Source organism: Clostridium sp. B9 (assembly GCF_050509515.1).
Classification (GTDB): domain Bacteria; phylum Bacillota; class Clostridia; order Clostridiales; family Clostridiaceae; genus Sarcina.
The window spans coordinates 1,926,344-1,940,899 of the sequence record NZ_JBNWKA010000003.1 but is presented as its reverse complement, the minus strand read 5'-3'; the positions used below and the strand labels follow the sequence as shown (position 1 = coordinate 1,940,899).

Sequence of the window (14,556 nt, the reverse complement as noted above, 5' to 3'; positions counted from 1 at the left end):
TCTAATTAAGAAAAATGTTATGAAATATAGTATAATTAACTTAAGAAATATAGTATAATTAACTTAAAAAGAGATGGTAAACGAGGAATTTAGGAGGGGTAAAATGGTTAAGAGTGAAAAAGTTTTAGAGCGCATAATAATGACAGTGTTGTTGATTTGTACAGTTATTATATTATATTCACTTATTTCAAATCCTTTTGGAGACCATAGCGTAATATTTCCATTAGTTGTTTCAGCGGGGTTTGTTACAATTGGAAATAAAGAAAAGTTCAAGAAAAAATCTTTCGAATAGAGTTTTAAACAAAGAAGAAAAGTTGTAGAAATCAGTTTAATTTCTACAACTTTTCTTTGATTGAATAATTAACTTTTAATAAGCTCTATAAATACCTACTAACTTTCCTAAAATAGAACAATCCGGAACTATTATAGGCTCATAATTTTTGTTTTCTGGTTGTAATCTTACATATCCATCTTCTTTAAAGAATCTTTTAATAGTAGCTTCATTTTCTATTAAAGCAACTATTATATCACCGTTAGAAGCTACATTTTTTTGTTCTATTATAGCTAAATCGCCATCTAAAATACCAGCTTCAATCATACTATCACCAGTTACTCTTAATATGAATAACTCATTGTTATGTTTTACGTAATTAAGTGGTATTTGGAACATATCTTCTATATTCTCAGTAGCTAATATAGGCATTCCAGCTGTGACTTTTCCAATTATAGGAATATCGATTAATTCCTTTTCTTCAGTAGATAATTCTACGATTTCTAAAGCTCTAGGCTTAGTTGGATCTCTATATATTAACCCCTTCTTTTCAAGTCTTTTTAAGTGACCATGAACAGTTGAAGTGGATTTTAAACTAACCGCTTGACAAATTTCTCTAACTGAAGGTGGATATCCTTTTGATTTTGTGAATTCAAGTAGAAAATTATATATTTGACTTTGTTTATCTGAACCTTCTTTAATCATAGTAATTGCACCTCACAATTCTTTGGTAATATTATAACATATGAACAAAAACATAGCAAACTTATGTTCTCATATTATTGAAAATTTTTAAAATTTCTCTTTGATTTGATAAAAATCTTCTTATTTGTTATAATGAAGGAATGATTTTGAACTTAAGAGGTGACTTTATGGATAAAAAAGTATTAAACAATGATGATTACTGTGATGTTTACAATGGTAAGATTTGTGATAACTGCGGTGATTGTTTAGAAATGCAAGGGATTGATACAAAAGCTATCAAAATAGCTGATATAGCTAAAGAGGTAGAAGAGAATAAGAAGATAGAGGAAGCTCTAAAGAAACTTACTGAAGAAGAAAATAAAGAACAAGAAGATGATGATGTAGAAGAAGAATTAACTACAGAAACTTGGGAAGAATATCTAGCTAAGCAAGATGATTATGAAGACGCTTTTGATCATATAGAATACCTTGAAGATATTGATTTAAATGACGATTTAACAATGGAAGAGATGACAGAGGAGTTATTCCCTGGAGTTAGAAAACTTAAGATAAAAGAGTAGTTGAAACTCTTAAAATGCTAAAAATACGAGTATAGAACATATGTTCTATACTCGTATTTTTAGCATTTTTTGAATAGGTTTTGTTATTTTAAATTGGCTAGAGGGTTGGTATTTACTGCTTTTCTAAGAGTTTCATCATCTACGTGAGTATATATCTGAGTAGTAGATATATTTTCGTGGCCTAATATATTTTGAAGACTTCTTATATCTACATTGCCGTATTTATACATGAGAGTAGCAGCTGTATGTCTTAACTTGTGAGGAGTATATTTTTGATCTTTAAAACCTGCATTTTCTATATGTTTTTTCACTAAAATTTCAACGCTTCTTTTATTTATTGGTCTATATTTGCTTGATAAGAATAAATATTTTTTAGCTTCTTCTGTAGCTTTTGAATCATTTCTATTTCTTAAATAATTATTTATAGCAGATAGAGAGGCTTCGTTTAAATAAACAGTTCTTTCTTTATTACCTTTTCCTATAATAGTAAGTGTATCACCTTTAATTTTTTCTATTTCTATATTACAAAGTTCTGATAATCTCATTCCACAGTTTAAGAATAAGGTTAATATACAATAATCTCTAAGATAGTTTTTATTGCTTTGATCCATAGAATTTAAAACGGTTATGCTTTGTTCCAATGTCAAATAAACAGGGTGTCTTTTGTTTATTTTTGGAGACTCCAATTCTACAGTCGGATTATCGTCAATAAGTTTAAGTTTTGAGTTTAGGAATTTAAAGAAAGATTTTAATGTTGCAACTTTTCTAGCTCTGGCATAAGCGCTATTGTTTCTAACTTTTTCTAAGAAAGCTAAAAAAGCATAAATATCTGAAAGTGTAATTTCTTTTATAAAAGTATCAGATATAGTATCAATCTCAACGTCTTCAATTTTTTCTATATTTCCATTTTTCTCTAAACCTTTATATACTTTTAGAAATTTAAAAAACAATCCTAAATCAACGGAATATCCTTTAATTGTATTTATAGATTTACCTTTTACATTTTCTAGGTAATTTAAGAACTCAATAACGCGTTTTGGATGCTTCGATTTCTCTAAAAAATCAAATTTTAATTTTTGTTCAGAGTGTAATTCGTCGTTTTGATTTGTTTTGAAATTTATTTTTTTATCAGAATCAATACTATTTTCTACTTCTAAGAGCTTGTCCATTCCGAGTTCTTTAAACCATCTTTTTATAATTCTTTGATTAACATTGTAGATTTCTGAAAGTTGTGTATTACTTAATCGTCTTTTAAAAACCAATATATATAAATCTTCGATTATTTCTTCGTAATCACGCTGGATATTTAATGAGTCGTAATAGTTATAAATGTGATCTAGGTTTGTTAGATCTTCATTACTCAAATTGAAATCTAGCAATTCTTTAACTTCTGATGGGTAATTGTAATTTTCAAAAATGTTTTCTTGTTTATTGTGTGTATTTTCCATAGTTAAATCCCTTTCAAAGCCTTGATATGACTATATTGTAGCATATTTTGCTTAAAATAGCAATAACTTCGCTAAATGTATATTTAGCGAAGTTATAAATTAGGATATTTTAGAGTGTTTTATATATGGCTTTTAATTTTGCATTTTAGAAGAATTTTCACGTTACCTAGTTTTAGTTTTACAAAAATCATTTAATCTTCAGTCGATTGATTCTAAACAAAATGCAAAACTGTTTATTTGTATTACATAACGTAAACATAAATTTGTAATACATAAATTATAAATCATATATCATTTTAATTATTGACCCAAAAATCTTCTTTTATACATATAAACAACAAAAAATATAAAATATATTTCGGAGGTTAGTTAATATATGTAATAACCTGGTTCTAATCCTTAAAATATAATATAAGACCTTGAATACTCTATATTTCACCAACTCTCATATCGAATTTGGATATTAGATAACAAAAGTTAAACACCAATACGTATATATTTAATATAAATACTGATGTTTAACTTTAATTTATATAATTCTATCTAAAACCAACATCTCTTTAGAGCTTACAATAAGCTATTTATAGAAATAATTAATTTCTTTTAAGACATTTCATCTAAGTTATTACTCTCTTTTCCATCTGGAATACTTCTTAAATAAGCTTCACCTTTTTTAGAATGAGAAATTATAACTCCATCAATCATACCTTCTTCAGCCATTCTAACACCTTCTGCTTTAGAAACTGTTTTTCCACTGCTTAAGATATAATCTGTTATTTCACCATTAGTATTCTTTTTAACTTTTACTATGCAATCCGACATAATAATCACCTCTTTTGTTTATTTATCATTATTTTATCCAGATTTTAAATAAAATATTCTCTATAAAAAATTACTACATTTTGTTATAATTAAAATATAAAAGGTTTACATAAATGAGAGGTGATTATTTTGTATTTAGAAAATATTATTAAAGCAAGAAAGAATATAGAAGATGTAGTTATTAAAACACCACTAATGTATAGTGAATTTTTCTCAAGAAAATCAGGGAATAATGTCTATATGAAGTGTGAAAACTTACAACTAACTGGAGCCTACAAAATAAGAGGTGCATTAAATAAAATAAGATCACTATCAGAAGAAGAAAAAGCTAAAGGGGTTGTTTGCTCTTCTGCTGGGAATCATGCTCAAGGTGTAGCTTTTGCTGCCTCTCAAGCTAACGTAAAATCTACAATAGTAATGCCTAAAACTACTCCCCTAATAAAAATCCAATCTACCAAGGACTTAGGAGGAAATGTAGTTTTATCTGGATATGTTTATGATGATGCTTATAATGAAGCTAAAAGAATAGAAAGCGAACAAGGCGCTCTATTCATACACCCTTTCAATGATATAGATATAATATCTGGTCAAGGAACTGTAGCTTTAGAAATTTTAGAAGATCTAAAAGATGTTGATATAATACTTTGCCCTATTGGCGGTGGTGGTCTTATAAGTGGTGTTTCTATTGCTGCTAAAGAAATCAATCCTAACATAAAGGTAATAGGAGTTCAAGCGGAAGGTGCAAATGCCATGGTACAAAGCTTTAGATGTGGAGAAATAGTAAATTTAGAATCTGTAGATACTATAGCTGATGGAATTGCAGTAAAAAGACCTGGTGATTTAACATTTGAATTTATTAAAGAATATGTTGATGATGTTATAACTGTTTCTGACCACGAAATAGTAGAAGCCTTCTTTATATTAAGTGAAAAACATAAGCTTTTAGCAGAAGCTTCAGGGGCGGTATCTCTAGCTGCTTCCTATAAATTAAAATGTAGAGATAAAAATGTAGTTTCTATTATAAGTGGTGGAAATATAGATATGGTAACCATAACCTCCCTTATAAATAGTGCCTTGGTTACAAAAGGAAGATTATTTGGTTTTAGCTTGGAAGTCCCTCATAAACCTGGTCAAATTTTAAGAATTTCTAAAATACTAGCTGATGTAAATGCAAATATAGTTAAATTAGAACATGATCACTTCAAAGCAACAGATGCTCTTAAAAATATGGTTATAGAGATAACATTAGAAACCAACGGCCAAGCTCATATAGATGAAATTAAAAAAGCTTTAACAGATGAGAATTATGTAATAAAACAAATATATTAATAAAATATACTTGCCAATAATATATGAAAGCTTACAAATATTGCGAAGAGAATAAATATTAGCTACCAAAAAAGTTATTTTCTTTAGATGTTTGTAAGTTTTTTGCGTAGTTTACCCTCTTCTCCTTTAGCAAACTTCAGTTTATTGCTTTACTAACTTTTTAGTGTTATCATCTTAATGCACTAATCTATTCATAAAGATTTAAGGGGTGATTTAAATAAATGAATATTAAGATGAAATCTTCTATAGGTCTTATAATAGCTTTAATAATGCTATTAATTATTTTTTGTATTTACAAGATTACAGATAAAAAGGTTACGTATAACCCAAAAGAATCTCAAGAGGTTTTAATTAACCCTCTCATGGGCTGGGCACCTGAAGCTCAATATACTGATTATACACAACCACATTCTTTAGTGTATGCTAACTTATATTGGAGCGATTTAGAGCCTAATAAAGGTGAATATGCCTTTGATGAAATTGAGAAGAAGTTTAATTTTGATTATTGGAAGTCTAAAAATGTAAAGCTCATAATTAGAATTGTTCTAGACTACCCTAACCAAGAAAACTCTATGCAAATTCCTAAATGGCTTTATGATGAAATTAATGGAGATGGCACTTGGTATAGCACACCTTATGGCAAAGGCTTTAGTCCTAATTATGAAAATAAAACTTTAATATCATATCATAATAAGCTTATTAAGGCTTTAGGTGAAAGATACGACTCCTCTTCTGAGATAGCATTTATAGAGTTAGGTAGTATTGGTCACTGGGGTGAATGGCATACTTACCAAGAAGATGATAAAAAGATTGACTTTCCTAGTGAAGAAGTCGCTAATGAGTATGTTAAACCTTATTTATTGTATTTTCCTAACAAACTTATGCTTATGAGACGTCCTTTTAAAATCGCTAAAGAAAATAACTTTGGATTATTTAATGATATGATAGGTGATAAAGACTCTACAGATGAATTTATATCTTGGTTTAGCAATGGCTACTATAATGAATTGCTTAAAACTCAAGAACCATCTATGAAAGAGTTTTGGAAAAAGGCTCCTTCAGGTGGAGAATTTGCAAGTGGAGAGCAAAGTGTAAATTACTTTAAAAAATTTTCTATATACTCTACTCTAAATCAAATAAAAGAATCACATACTACCTTTATAGGACCTAATTGTCCTGCTGACAAGGATAATACATATAAAGAAAGTTATGATAAGATTTTAAATACCTTAGGATATAAATTTGTTATTAAAGAATCTACTTATAATTATAAACCCTCATTTTCTAACAAGATTAATATATCTTTAAAAATTGAGAATAAGGGAGTTGCACCATTTTATTTTAAATGGCCTGTAAGTTTAGTTCTTATAGACAATACTGGCTCTATAGCTTATGAGACTACTTTGAATACAGATATAAGAACTTGGTTACCTGGAGAGAATACTTTGAAAGAAGATGTGCATATTGATAAAAATCTAAAAGAGGGTGACTATACTTTAGCCATAGGAGTTTTAGATCCTTCTAATAATAAGCCATCAATAAAATTTGGTAACGAAGAAGAGGTTTCCCCTTATTACTATAAGATAGGAACACTTCATATATAATAATAAAAGAAGCTTAATGTAGAAAATACATTAAGCTTCTTTTTTATCTCTTCTATTAAATAAAGCATAAACTTTACCAAAGAACCTTTTCTCATCACTATGAAATACTGGTTGAGAAGCAAAAGTTCTATACTCTATTTCTTTGAAGAACTTATTTACTCTATAAAAGGCGAAGGCTACAGAAATTAAGCTTCCAAAGAAAAATCCATAACCATAGTATTGAGGACCTATAATAACAGTTACTATAGAAAGTACTACAGTGCTTATGAAAAAGACTAAGGATATATACATAGCATCTTTTCTTGAATCAAAATATAATAGCATAAGTATTAGAAAACTCATAGATATATATGATATGGCCCCTAAGGTTAAAATACCAAATATCTCTATGGAATCACTTGCAAATCCCATGGTAGGTAGTAATTTAAATCCAAAAACTACACAGGCAAAACTTGCAATAAACTGAACTTCCATCATATGAGTCATATGAAGAACTATACTATCTATTAACATATCTCTTGTACGTCTTATTTCATTTATACTTCCACTCTCTCTTACAAAGTTATAAAATTCTTTGTATTTAGGATATATAGATGTTTCTACCTTAACTGTGAACATCACCACAGAAGGAATAATACTTAAGAATGCATAAAAGCTAGGAACATCATAAAATGGTGCAATTCTAAAAGTACTTGCTACCTCCTCAGCATTTGGAGTTAACCATACTATAATATTAGGGAAGTATGCACCAAATGAAAGTAATATACCTACAAAAAATAGTTCGTAATATTTATCTATACTTTCTACAAATCTAAAACAGTTTGATAAACTTAAATCCTGTATACCAAAGACTCTATATATCAACACAATAAAAGATAATGCTATAAATAAATAGCCAATCAATGAAAATAATAATGCGCTATATATATTGGGTATTCCTAAGAATTTAATACCAAACAAAGTTCCTAGTATAACAACAGCAACTCCTATTAAGAAAAATACTACTATATGAAGGTATTCTTTTATAGCTGATAAATATATAATCTCTAACCATATTAGGGATAGGATTATTGTAATCATAAAACAAATACCTTTTAAAAATAGATTAAGTGGAGAATTTATTAAAAATATTCCTATTGCTAGGGAACTTATAACACTACAAATAATGCTTACACCTATAAAGGATTCAAAGATGCTTCCACTTTTTTTGCCATATATACAATCTGATATATATCTAGACATAAACATACTTATACCATTTGAACTTATATAGGATACTAAGAAAGAATAAATTATTATAGCATTAAAAATTTGAATATCTACATAACTCTCCCCTAAGGTTTTTAAAAGTTTTTGCATAACTAGGAAGAGGGTTATACAAACAATCATAGGACCCACTGTTATTAATGCTGACATGAAGTACGCTCTTGTTCTAGCAAAAATATTATCTTTATCAATTATTTTCTTTAATTCAAAACCAACTCCAGCCATAACTATCCCAACTCTCTATATATCTTTTTATAACTTTCAATGAATTGCTCTTGAGTATAAAATTTAGAAGCTCTCTCAAATCCTATCTCGCCCATTTCACTTCTTAAATTTTTATTTGTAGCAAGCTTTATTATACACTGAGCCATCTGATAATATCCCATTACAGGAACAACTATACCACACTTTCCTAGACCATCATCATTTCCATAAAGTAGCTCTTTGCATGCTCCAACATTAGTAGTAATGTAAGGTTTCTTGGCTGCCATTCCTTCTAAAACAGAAAGTGGTTGCCCTTCACTTATACTTCCTAATATAAGCATATCCATTTTGCCTATGTAATCAGTTATATTAACCCTACCAGTAAAAACAATATTCTGATTACCGGAACTATCCATGAAATTTATACATTCTTTAGTATAGTCTTCATCCTCATCCATAGGACCTATTATATATAACTTCATATTAGGTATGTTTTCATTAGCCATAACAAAAGCCTGAATTATGGTCTTAATATCTTTTATAGGCACAACCCTAACTATGGCTCCTACATTTATTATTGAGTCATTTTCTTTTGAATCATCTAAATTCTCAAATCTTTCAATCTTAACTCCATTTGGAACTATTTCTATCTTATCCTCTTCACAGCCAAGCTCAATTTGTAGTTCTTTATTTTTTTGAAATAGAGTAAATATTTTATCTGTATAGGTATAAGCTGCTCTAGACAAATTATAAAAATACTTAATCCAACTATCTTTAAAATATCCTTGAACCCAATCTGCTTTTATAATCTCCTCTTCCCTCTCTCTTGTATATATACCATGCTCTGTAAGTATAAATTTAGAATTATCATAATAATACTTTCCAAGAGATCCTACAAGGCCAGCATATCCTGTAGATACACTATGATATATATCAGCTTCTGGAATATCACTTTTTAAAACTTCTAGAACAGTCATCATCATTGAACGTATAGTCCAGAAAAAATGATTAAATACTATATAGGGATAATATTTTGTAGCTACTTCACTAACAACATCAAAAAAATCTTCACTCATTATAATGTCTACGGTATTAACATCTTTAAGCCTCTTCATGCAATCAAAAAACTCATACCAATCAAAATATTCACCAACTATAAACTTTAATAAAAGCTCTTTTTCCTTTTCATCTAAAGTTACATGGACTTTACTTTTCTTTTGTTTACTCTTTTCTATATTTAGATAAATATCCTTAATCTCTATTACGTTATCAGGTATTTCGTATTTATATGTATGATGATCCTCTTTATTAGCACTTATAGCAAATATTATAAACTCATGCTCTGGCATATTACTAACAAGCATTTGAATCCAACTAGATACACCACCAGTTACATAAGGATAACTTCCCTCTGCAATCAAACAAATCCTCACTCTCTAATCCCCTCCTAATATTATTTCAAAATCAGTTTCATTAGAATGAATAAGATACAATTCATTGTCTATCTTTTCATAAGAACATCCCTTACTATTTTTTATAGGTTTAGTTGTTCTTAATACAAAATAATCATTTTTACCTGAAGTTTTCAAAGCACCTTTTATTACATTATCATTATATGTAAAGGCACTTTTAGTAGTTAAATACTCATCTAAAGCACCAACACCTTGAGAAATAGTATCTGCTTTCAACCATTTAAACTTAGTAAATATATCACTCATCATTTCACTAAATTGCTTCTTTAATTGTTCCCAAGTAAATCCCTTATTTCTTTCAGGGTCTAATATATCATCTGGGTGATTAAAATGAGCAAATACACCGTTTATAGTTATACCATTATACATTATCCATTTCTGAAACTCATCATGATCATAACCAGAGCTGTATCTTGGGAAATTATATATTCCATCCTTACCTTTTGAAAATTCCTGTTCATATGCAAGCTCACCTTTTCCTACTATATATAATGAAGAGATAACATCTACACTAGGAATACCTTCCTTTAAAGCTTTAATACCTTCTTCTCCTATTATATTAGAAGGAGGAACATATCCTTTAACATCATAATTAGGATAAACTGTATGAATGAACTTATTTAAAGCTATCTGAGCCTGAACCATTGAATTATAATCTCTCCATTTTTTATATCCTAGATCATCATTAGGATAGTCTTTTAATCTTAAAGGCTGATGGTTGAAACCATGTATTCCTAATTCTCCACCAACTTTAAACAAGTTTCTTCCTTGAGTTATTAAGCTTTGAAAATATGCATTACCTTTAAAATTTTCAATATCCTCTGTAACATCTTGATAATTGTATATTAAATACCCAGTAGGCTTCATATTATATTTACTACAAAGTTCAACAGTATCTGGCCACCATATATCTGAAAAAAATCTTTGGTCATTCATATGATACTCATTATATATGCTTGGGGAACTTCCTTCAGGTATTGGTGCTGGAAAATCATCTATAAAAAACACTTTAGAATTTATTATAGGATATATAAATTCATTTCCAGTTCTATATAATATACCAGTTAAAATACCTCTGTTGCTTTTCTCACCTAAAAACTGTCCATTGGCTACAAAAACTTTACCACCACCTAAGTTTTCTTCCCATAATATAGGAATATCATCATTAGCGGTTATATGAACAAAGCATTTTTTATTTAGTGTTACATCTAATGAGCTATTTTCAGTTTCTTCTGTACGCTTTAACCCATAACCTTGAATTAATATATTAGAATTAACATACATAGATTCTGAATCAATAGGATCTGTATCATTTATATTTTCTATTCCTAAATCACTTAAAACAGATTGAATTTTATCACTTGCTAAAGGTCTTTGAGCAAATATTAAGTTTCCACCTTTTTTTGCATAGTCAATAAGCTTAGGTAAATAATCGAAATTAGCTAAGTCTTCACTATTTATTATAATTGCCCTAAAGCCATCCACATCTCCATTAAAACTTTTTATAGGAAGTGTAGTGATGTCTTTATCCATAGCTTCAATGACCCTTTTAAAATTACTATAAACCTTCTTATCCTCAACTCCATCACCGTTCAAAATCAAAAAAATATCTGGTGATGTGTTTTTAAGTGTTTCATATTCTGAAGAGGAATATCTTGGCTTATTTAAATTTGGTATATGAGTATTTTCTATTTTATCAAAGACATAGTTTAGCTTCATAAAAGAAAGCAAAAATCCTAAAAATAAACTTAAAGTAATAAAAGAAAAAATAAATTTTTTACTAAACATCCTTATTCCCCTCCATCCAAAATCTTAATAACTCTAGTGAATCCCTAGTTAACTTAATGTTTGATTTTCTTATATCTAGAATAGTATTATCAAAACTTTCTTTATCATTTAAATAATAATAAACTTCAAGGAGTAATAAATAAGGGGTATCCTCTTCTGGAAATAAAGTCCTATATTCAGTACTATATTCTATGGCTCTTTTAAACTCTTTAAGATCTATACAAGTTTTTATTAGCTCATTAAAATGATAACTTGAAAATTCAAAGTTCCTTTTATATTCTTTAAGAGTATTTTTATATAGATACTTAAGCTTAAGAACATCCTTAGAATCAATTATGTTGCTTTCTATCCCATCCTTTATAGCTTGAAGAAACATATCTGCAGTTTTCTTATTTTTAGGATTCCTATAATATTCAGCTTCAAACTCCTGCATAATAATCGTTAGCTTACTCTTCATTTGAGTTATAGCTGTAGCTGCATAGTGAGAAGTTTCTGTATCTTCATCCACTAAAGCCTCTAATAAGATTTTTCTGTATTTGTAGGTATCTTTCTTTAAAACATCTTTTACAAGCTCTCTCTTAACATGATTATCATTAAGTATCAAAGCCTCTTCCACAGATATTAAGTCCTTTCTATTTTCTAGTTCAGCAGATCTTATAAGCAAGCTTATACTCTTGTCGTATTTATCTTCTCTCTTTAAAACCTCATCACCATGATCAGTTTTTATAAGAAAATTACATATAAATAGAACTAGTAGTATCAAGAAGCCTATGTATGGGATTGCTAATGATAATAAAAAAGCTGTACCAGCAACTTTTCTTCTTGAAACTTTTAATACTAAGAATAAAATAAAGCTTAAAACGAAATTAATTAATATCAGTTTAATCATAGTTAATTACCTCTTCTACAACTTCAGAATGAACACCTCTAGATTTTAACCTGTTTATAGGTGTCAAACTTTCCTCTTTTGTTGTATTAAGTAAAAGTATATAAACATCTCCATTCATCATTCCAACTCGATCTGTCTCCCTTGTAGATCTTTTAATAATTTCTGATAAGTCATGTAGTGGTAAAATATTATTGCTTATTTTAAGAAGTGTATAATCTAACTTTTTCTCAAATTTAGCTACTTGTTTAATTTTCAATAAATTTACGAACCACTTTTCTTTAAGGAATATAGTATTTTTTATATATCTTTCTTTTAAAGTAAGTTCTTCATAGTCATAAGCCTTAATTATAGAAGTTTCTATTAAGTTAGAAATAACTTTAAATAAGTTTTCATAATACAAACTCATTTTAGAAAACTCAAGTTCTTCTATCATAATGATTGCTATAACTTTGTCTTCTTTTTTTATAGGAGCAACCATCATAGGAACACCTAAGTCTAAACTTTTATTTACAAAAACTTCTCCATATTGAATGTTTTTTTTCATCATATTTAATTTATCAAAATTAATGCTATTTGAAGGTTTAAATTCAGCATCATTTGATTTAACATTAAGCCTTAAAAAATTATTTTTTAGTGTGTATATAGCAATACGTTTACTATTTAAGAACTTCTCTAATATATCAATAGAAGATTTCAAAATGTATTGAGGTTCTAAGCTATCTAACTCCCTAACTACAGAATATATTTTTCCAAAGCTATCATTAGAAGCTATTACCTTTTCCTCTAACTCTTTTTTCTCATCGTAGGTTTTAGTATATAAATCCTCTAAAAATTCATACTCCTCTTCTTGTTTTTTCTTTTCTTTTTTTAAATTGTTTATAGATACATTTTTAAAGTCACTAGCATATCCAACATAAACTCCCACTAAAATATATGTAAGAAGTTGTACCAAGGACTCGTTTAATACAAGAATTGAGACTAAGGATATTCCCATTGATAGCTGTTCTCCAACTAACAATAAGCAAGATAATAAAGTTGCTAATAGTGACTGTTTTGAACCATAAACTATACCTATGACTATTATATAAATAAGCTTAATATCTATTGTTGAAAATATGGAGTCCGTTGGAGAAATAATATTTGAAAGAAAACAAACCAATATAAATAGAACTATATTCTCTATATAAGGTTTAGAGACCTTTAAGAAGTTCTTTATTTTTTTATATTTAGATGATTTTAAACTGCGTTCCTTTTTAAGAGCTATTAAATCCTTATAATTTTCAAAAATAATAGGCAGTTCTTTTGATAAAGAGTATTTTTCTTTGAAACCAGTAGCTATACTAAAGGATGAATTTTTAAAAATAAAATCTTCATCACCGATTTCTCTACTAAAACTTCCTGTTAGAATTTCATTTAACTCATTTAAAGTAAACTCCCCATTACTAGGAATAGTATATAATCCATTTAAAGAATTTTTGACAGATAGGTATATAGACTCTGATGCATCATTTACATTAAGATAACTCCTTCTAACAGTACTATCATAAGCAATGTTCTTTCCTTTAATTAAATTGTTCATAATAGTAAATATCTTCTTATCCATAAAATCCTTAGGGAATCCATTTCCATAAAGTATAGGGATTTTTAATGTTACAATATTTGTATTTGAAATCTCTTTAAAGGCTAAACATATATTATTGATTAATGAACCATCTAAAGCTTCATCATTTTCTTTTATTAAATCTGCTGTCCTTATAAAATTTCTAACATTGTATTTAGAAGCAAGCTTAAGTAACTTTGTAAGTTTATTTACATCCTCAAAATAATCTAAGTAGATTACTACTTTAAAAAGGTTTCTTTTAAAAATAAGCTCTAATTGTTTATCGTCTAAATTATCTTTAAAGGTTCTATATTTTTTAGAATTTGTAAAGTTATTTGACATGACTACAACTCCGAAACCTTCCTTTGAAAATCTGTGACATAGTGATTCTATAAGGGCATTCTGATTTCCTATAATAAATATCTTATTCATAATAACCTCCTTTCTTTTTTTATCTTACTCTTTATTGATAAATTGTCAATAATTTGTTAATGATTCACATTTACTTATTTAAGTATGGAGATTTTCTTTTTTAGTTTTTGGCAATATAGAACAATATATTCAAACAAAAAAAAGAAGAGGCTATAAATAACCTCTT

General features: G+C 28.0%; 12 protein-coding genes. 4 read left to right on the top strand and 8 right to left on the bottom strand.

What is annotated here, in order from left to right; all coding sequences use genetic code 11:
* The first annotated feature begins 103 nt into the window (after window positions 1-103).
* Entirely contained in the window at window positions 104-292 is a 189-nt protein-coding gene (locus tag ACQZHJ_RS08790) for a hypothetical protein (protein WP_430485180.1), read from the top strand.
* Between the two features lie 75 nt (window positions 293-367).
* On the opposite strand, the gene lexA is transcribed toward ACQZHJ_RS08790, so the two are convergent.
* On the bottom strand, window positions 368-976 hold the full coding sequence (gene lexA, locus ACQZHJ_RS08785; RefSeq protein WP_430485179.1) for a transcriptional repressor LexA: 609 nt from the start codon (window positions 974-976) through the stop codon (window positions 368-370).
* A gap of 167 nt (window positions 977-1,143) precedes the next feature.
* Between lexA and ACQZHJ_RS08780 the strand changes: the two genes are divergently transcribed.
* Complete coding sequence (locus ACQZHJ_RS08780; RefSeq protein WP_430485178.1) at window positions 1,144-1,536, top strand: hypothetical protein; 393 nt, start codon at window positions 1,144-1,146, stop codon at window positions 1,534-1,536.
* Window positions 1,537-1,619: 83 nt separating this feature from the next.
* On the opposite strand, the gene ACQZHJ_RS08775 is transcribed toward ACQZHJ_RS08780, so the two are convergent.
* Window positions 1,620-2,564: a tyrosine recombinase XerC gene (locus ACQZHJ_RS08775; RefSeq protein WP_430486877.1), complete on the bottom strand. Its 945-nt coding sequence runs from the start codon at window positions 2,562-2,564 to the stop codon at window positions 1,620-1,622.
* Window positions 2,565-3,587: 1,023 nt separating this feature from the next.
* Window positions 3,588-3,806, bottom strand: coding sequence for a DUF3892 domain-containing protein (locus tag ACQZHJ_RS08770; protein ID WP_430485177.1), 219 nt, complete (start codon window positions 3,804-3,806; stop codon window positions 3,588-3,590).
* A 129-nt stretch (window positions 3,807-3,935) separates the two neighbouring features.
* Here ACQZHJ_RS08770 and ilvA point away from each other — a divergent pair, with 129 nt between their 5' ends.
* Together ilvA and ACQZHJ_RS08760 are read left to right on the top strand one after the other, a co-directional pair.
* Window positions 3,936-5,135 carry a threonine ammonia-lyase gene (gene ilvA, locus ACQZHJ_RS08765; RefSeq protein WP_430485176.1) on the top strand — a complete coding sequence of 400 codons (1,200 nt, stop codon included), beginning with the start codon at window positions 3,936-3,938 and terminating at the stop codon, window positions 5,133-5,135.
* A gap of 221 nt (window positions 5,136-5,356) precedes the next feature.
* On the top strand, window positions 5,357-6,739 hold the full coding sequence (locus ACQZHJ_RS08760; protein ID WP_430485175.1) for a DUF4832 domain-containing protein: 1,383 nt from the start codon (window positions 5,357-5,359) through the stop codon (window positions 6,737-6,739).
* A gap of 30 nt (window positions 6,740-6,769) precedes the next feature.
* Here ACQZHJ_RS08760 and pelG read toward each other — a convergent pair whose 3' ends face one another.
* Genes pelG through ACQZHJ_RS08735 form a run of 5 tightly spaced genes read right to left on the bottom strand, consistent with a single transcriptional unit; the run spans window position 6,770 to window position 14,390 of the window.
* Window positions 6,770-8,230 carry an exopolysaccharide Pel transporter PelG gene (gene pelG / locus ACQZHJ_RS08755; RefSeq protein ID WP_430485174.1) on the bottom strand — a complete coding sequence of 487 codons (1,461 nt, stop codon included), beginning with the start codon at window positions 8,228-8,230 and terminating at the stop codon, window positions 6,770-6,772.
* A 2-nt stretch (window positions 8,231-8,232) separates the two neighbouring features.
* Window positions 8,233-9,642, bottom strand: coding sequence for a GT4 family glycosyltransferase PelF (gene pelF / locus ACQZHJ_RS08750; RefSeq protein ID WP_430485173.1), 1,410 nt, complete (start codon window positions 9,640-9,642; stop codon window positions 8,233-8,235).
* Between the two features lie 3 nt (window positions 9,643-9,645).
* Window positions 9,646-11,469: a DUF2194 domain-containing protein gene (locus ACQZHJ_RS08745; protein ID WP_430485172.1), complete on the bottom strand. Its 1,824-nt coding sequence runs from the start codon at window positions 11,467-11,469 to the stop codon at window positions 9,646-9,648.
* Window positions 11,462-12,358 carry a hypothetical protein gene (locus tag ACQZHJ_RS08740; protein ID WP_430485171.1) on the bottom strand — a complete coding sequence of 299 codons (897 nt, stop codon included), beginning with the start codon at window positions 12,356-12,358 and terminating at the stop codon, window positions 11,462-11,464. Before ACQZHJ_RS08740 ends, ACQZHJ_RS08745 begins: the two co-directional genes overlap by 8 nt.
* A complete protein-coding gene (locus tag ACQZHJ_RS08735) occupies window positions 12,351-14,390 on the bottom strand; it encodes an NAD(P)-dependent oxidoreductase (RefSeq protein ID WP_430485170.1) in 2,040 nt (679 codons plus the stop codon). Before ACQZHJ_RS08735 ends, ACQZHJ_RS08740 begins: the two co-directional genes overlap by 8 nt.
* Window positions 14,391-14,556: the final 166 nt, after the last annotated feature.

What these genes read in the sequence shown, in the direction of transcription:
- ACQZHJ_RS08740 (WP_430485171.1), bottom strand. Translation starts at nt 12,358, where the DNA reads ATGATTAAACTGATATTAATTAATTTCGTTTTAAGCTTTATTTTATTC.
- ACQZHJ_RS08735 (WP_430485170.1), bottom strand. Translation starts at nt 14,390, where the DNA reads ATGAATAAGATATTTATTATAGGAAATCAGAATGCCCTTATAGAATCA.
- ACQZHJ_RS08780 (WP_430485178.1), top strand. Translation starts at nt 1,144, where the DNA reads ATGGATAAAAAAGTATTAAACAATGATGATTACTGTGATGTTTACAAT.
- ACQZHJ_RS08760 (WP_430485175.1), top strand. Translation starts at nt 5,357, where the DNA reads ATGAATATTAAGATGAAATCTTCTATAGGTCTTATAATAGCTTTAATA.
- lexA (WP_430485179.1), bottom strand. Translation starts at nt 976, where the DNA reads ATGATTAAAGAAGGTTCAGATAAACAAAGTCAAATATATAATTTTCTA.
- ACQZHJ_RS08770 (WP_430485177.1), bottom strand. Translation starts at nt 3,806, where the DNA reads ATGTCGGATTGCATAGTAAAAGTTAAAAAGAATACTAATGGTGAAATA.
- ACQZHJ_RS08745 (WP_430485172.1), bottom strand. Translation starts at nt 11,469, where the DNA reads ATGTTTAGTAAAAAATTTATTTTTTCTTTTATTACTTTAAGTTTATTT.
- pelG (WP_430485174.1), bottom strand. Translation starts at nt 8,230, where the DNA reads ATGGCTGGAGTTGGTTTTGAATTAAAGAAAATAATTGATAAAGATAAT.
- ACQZHJ_RS08790 (WP_430485180.1), top strand. Translation starts at nt 104, where the DNA reads ATGGTTAAGAGTGAAAAAGTTTTAGAGCGCATAATAATGACAGTGTTG.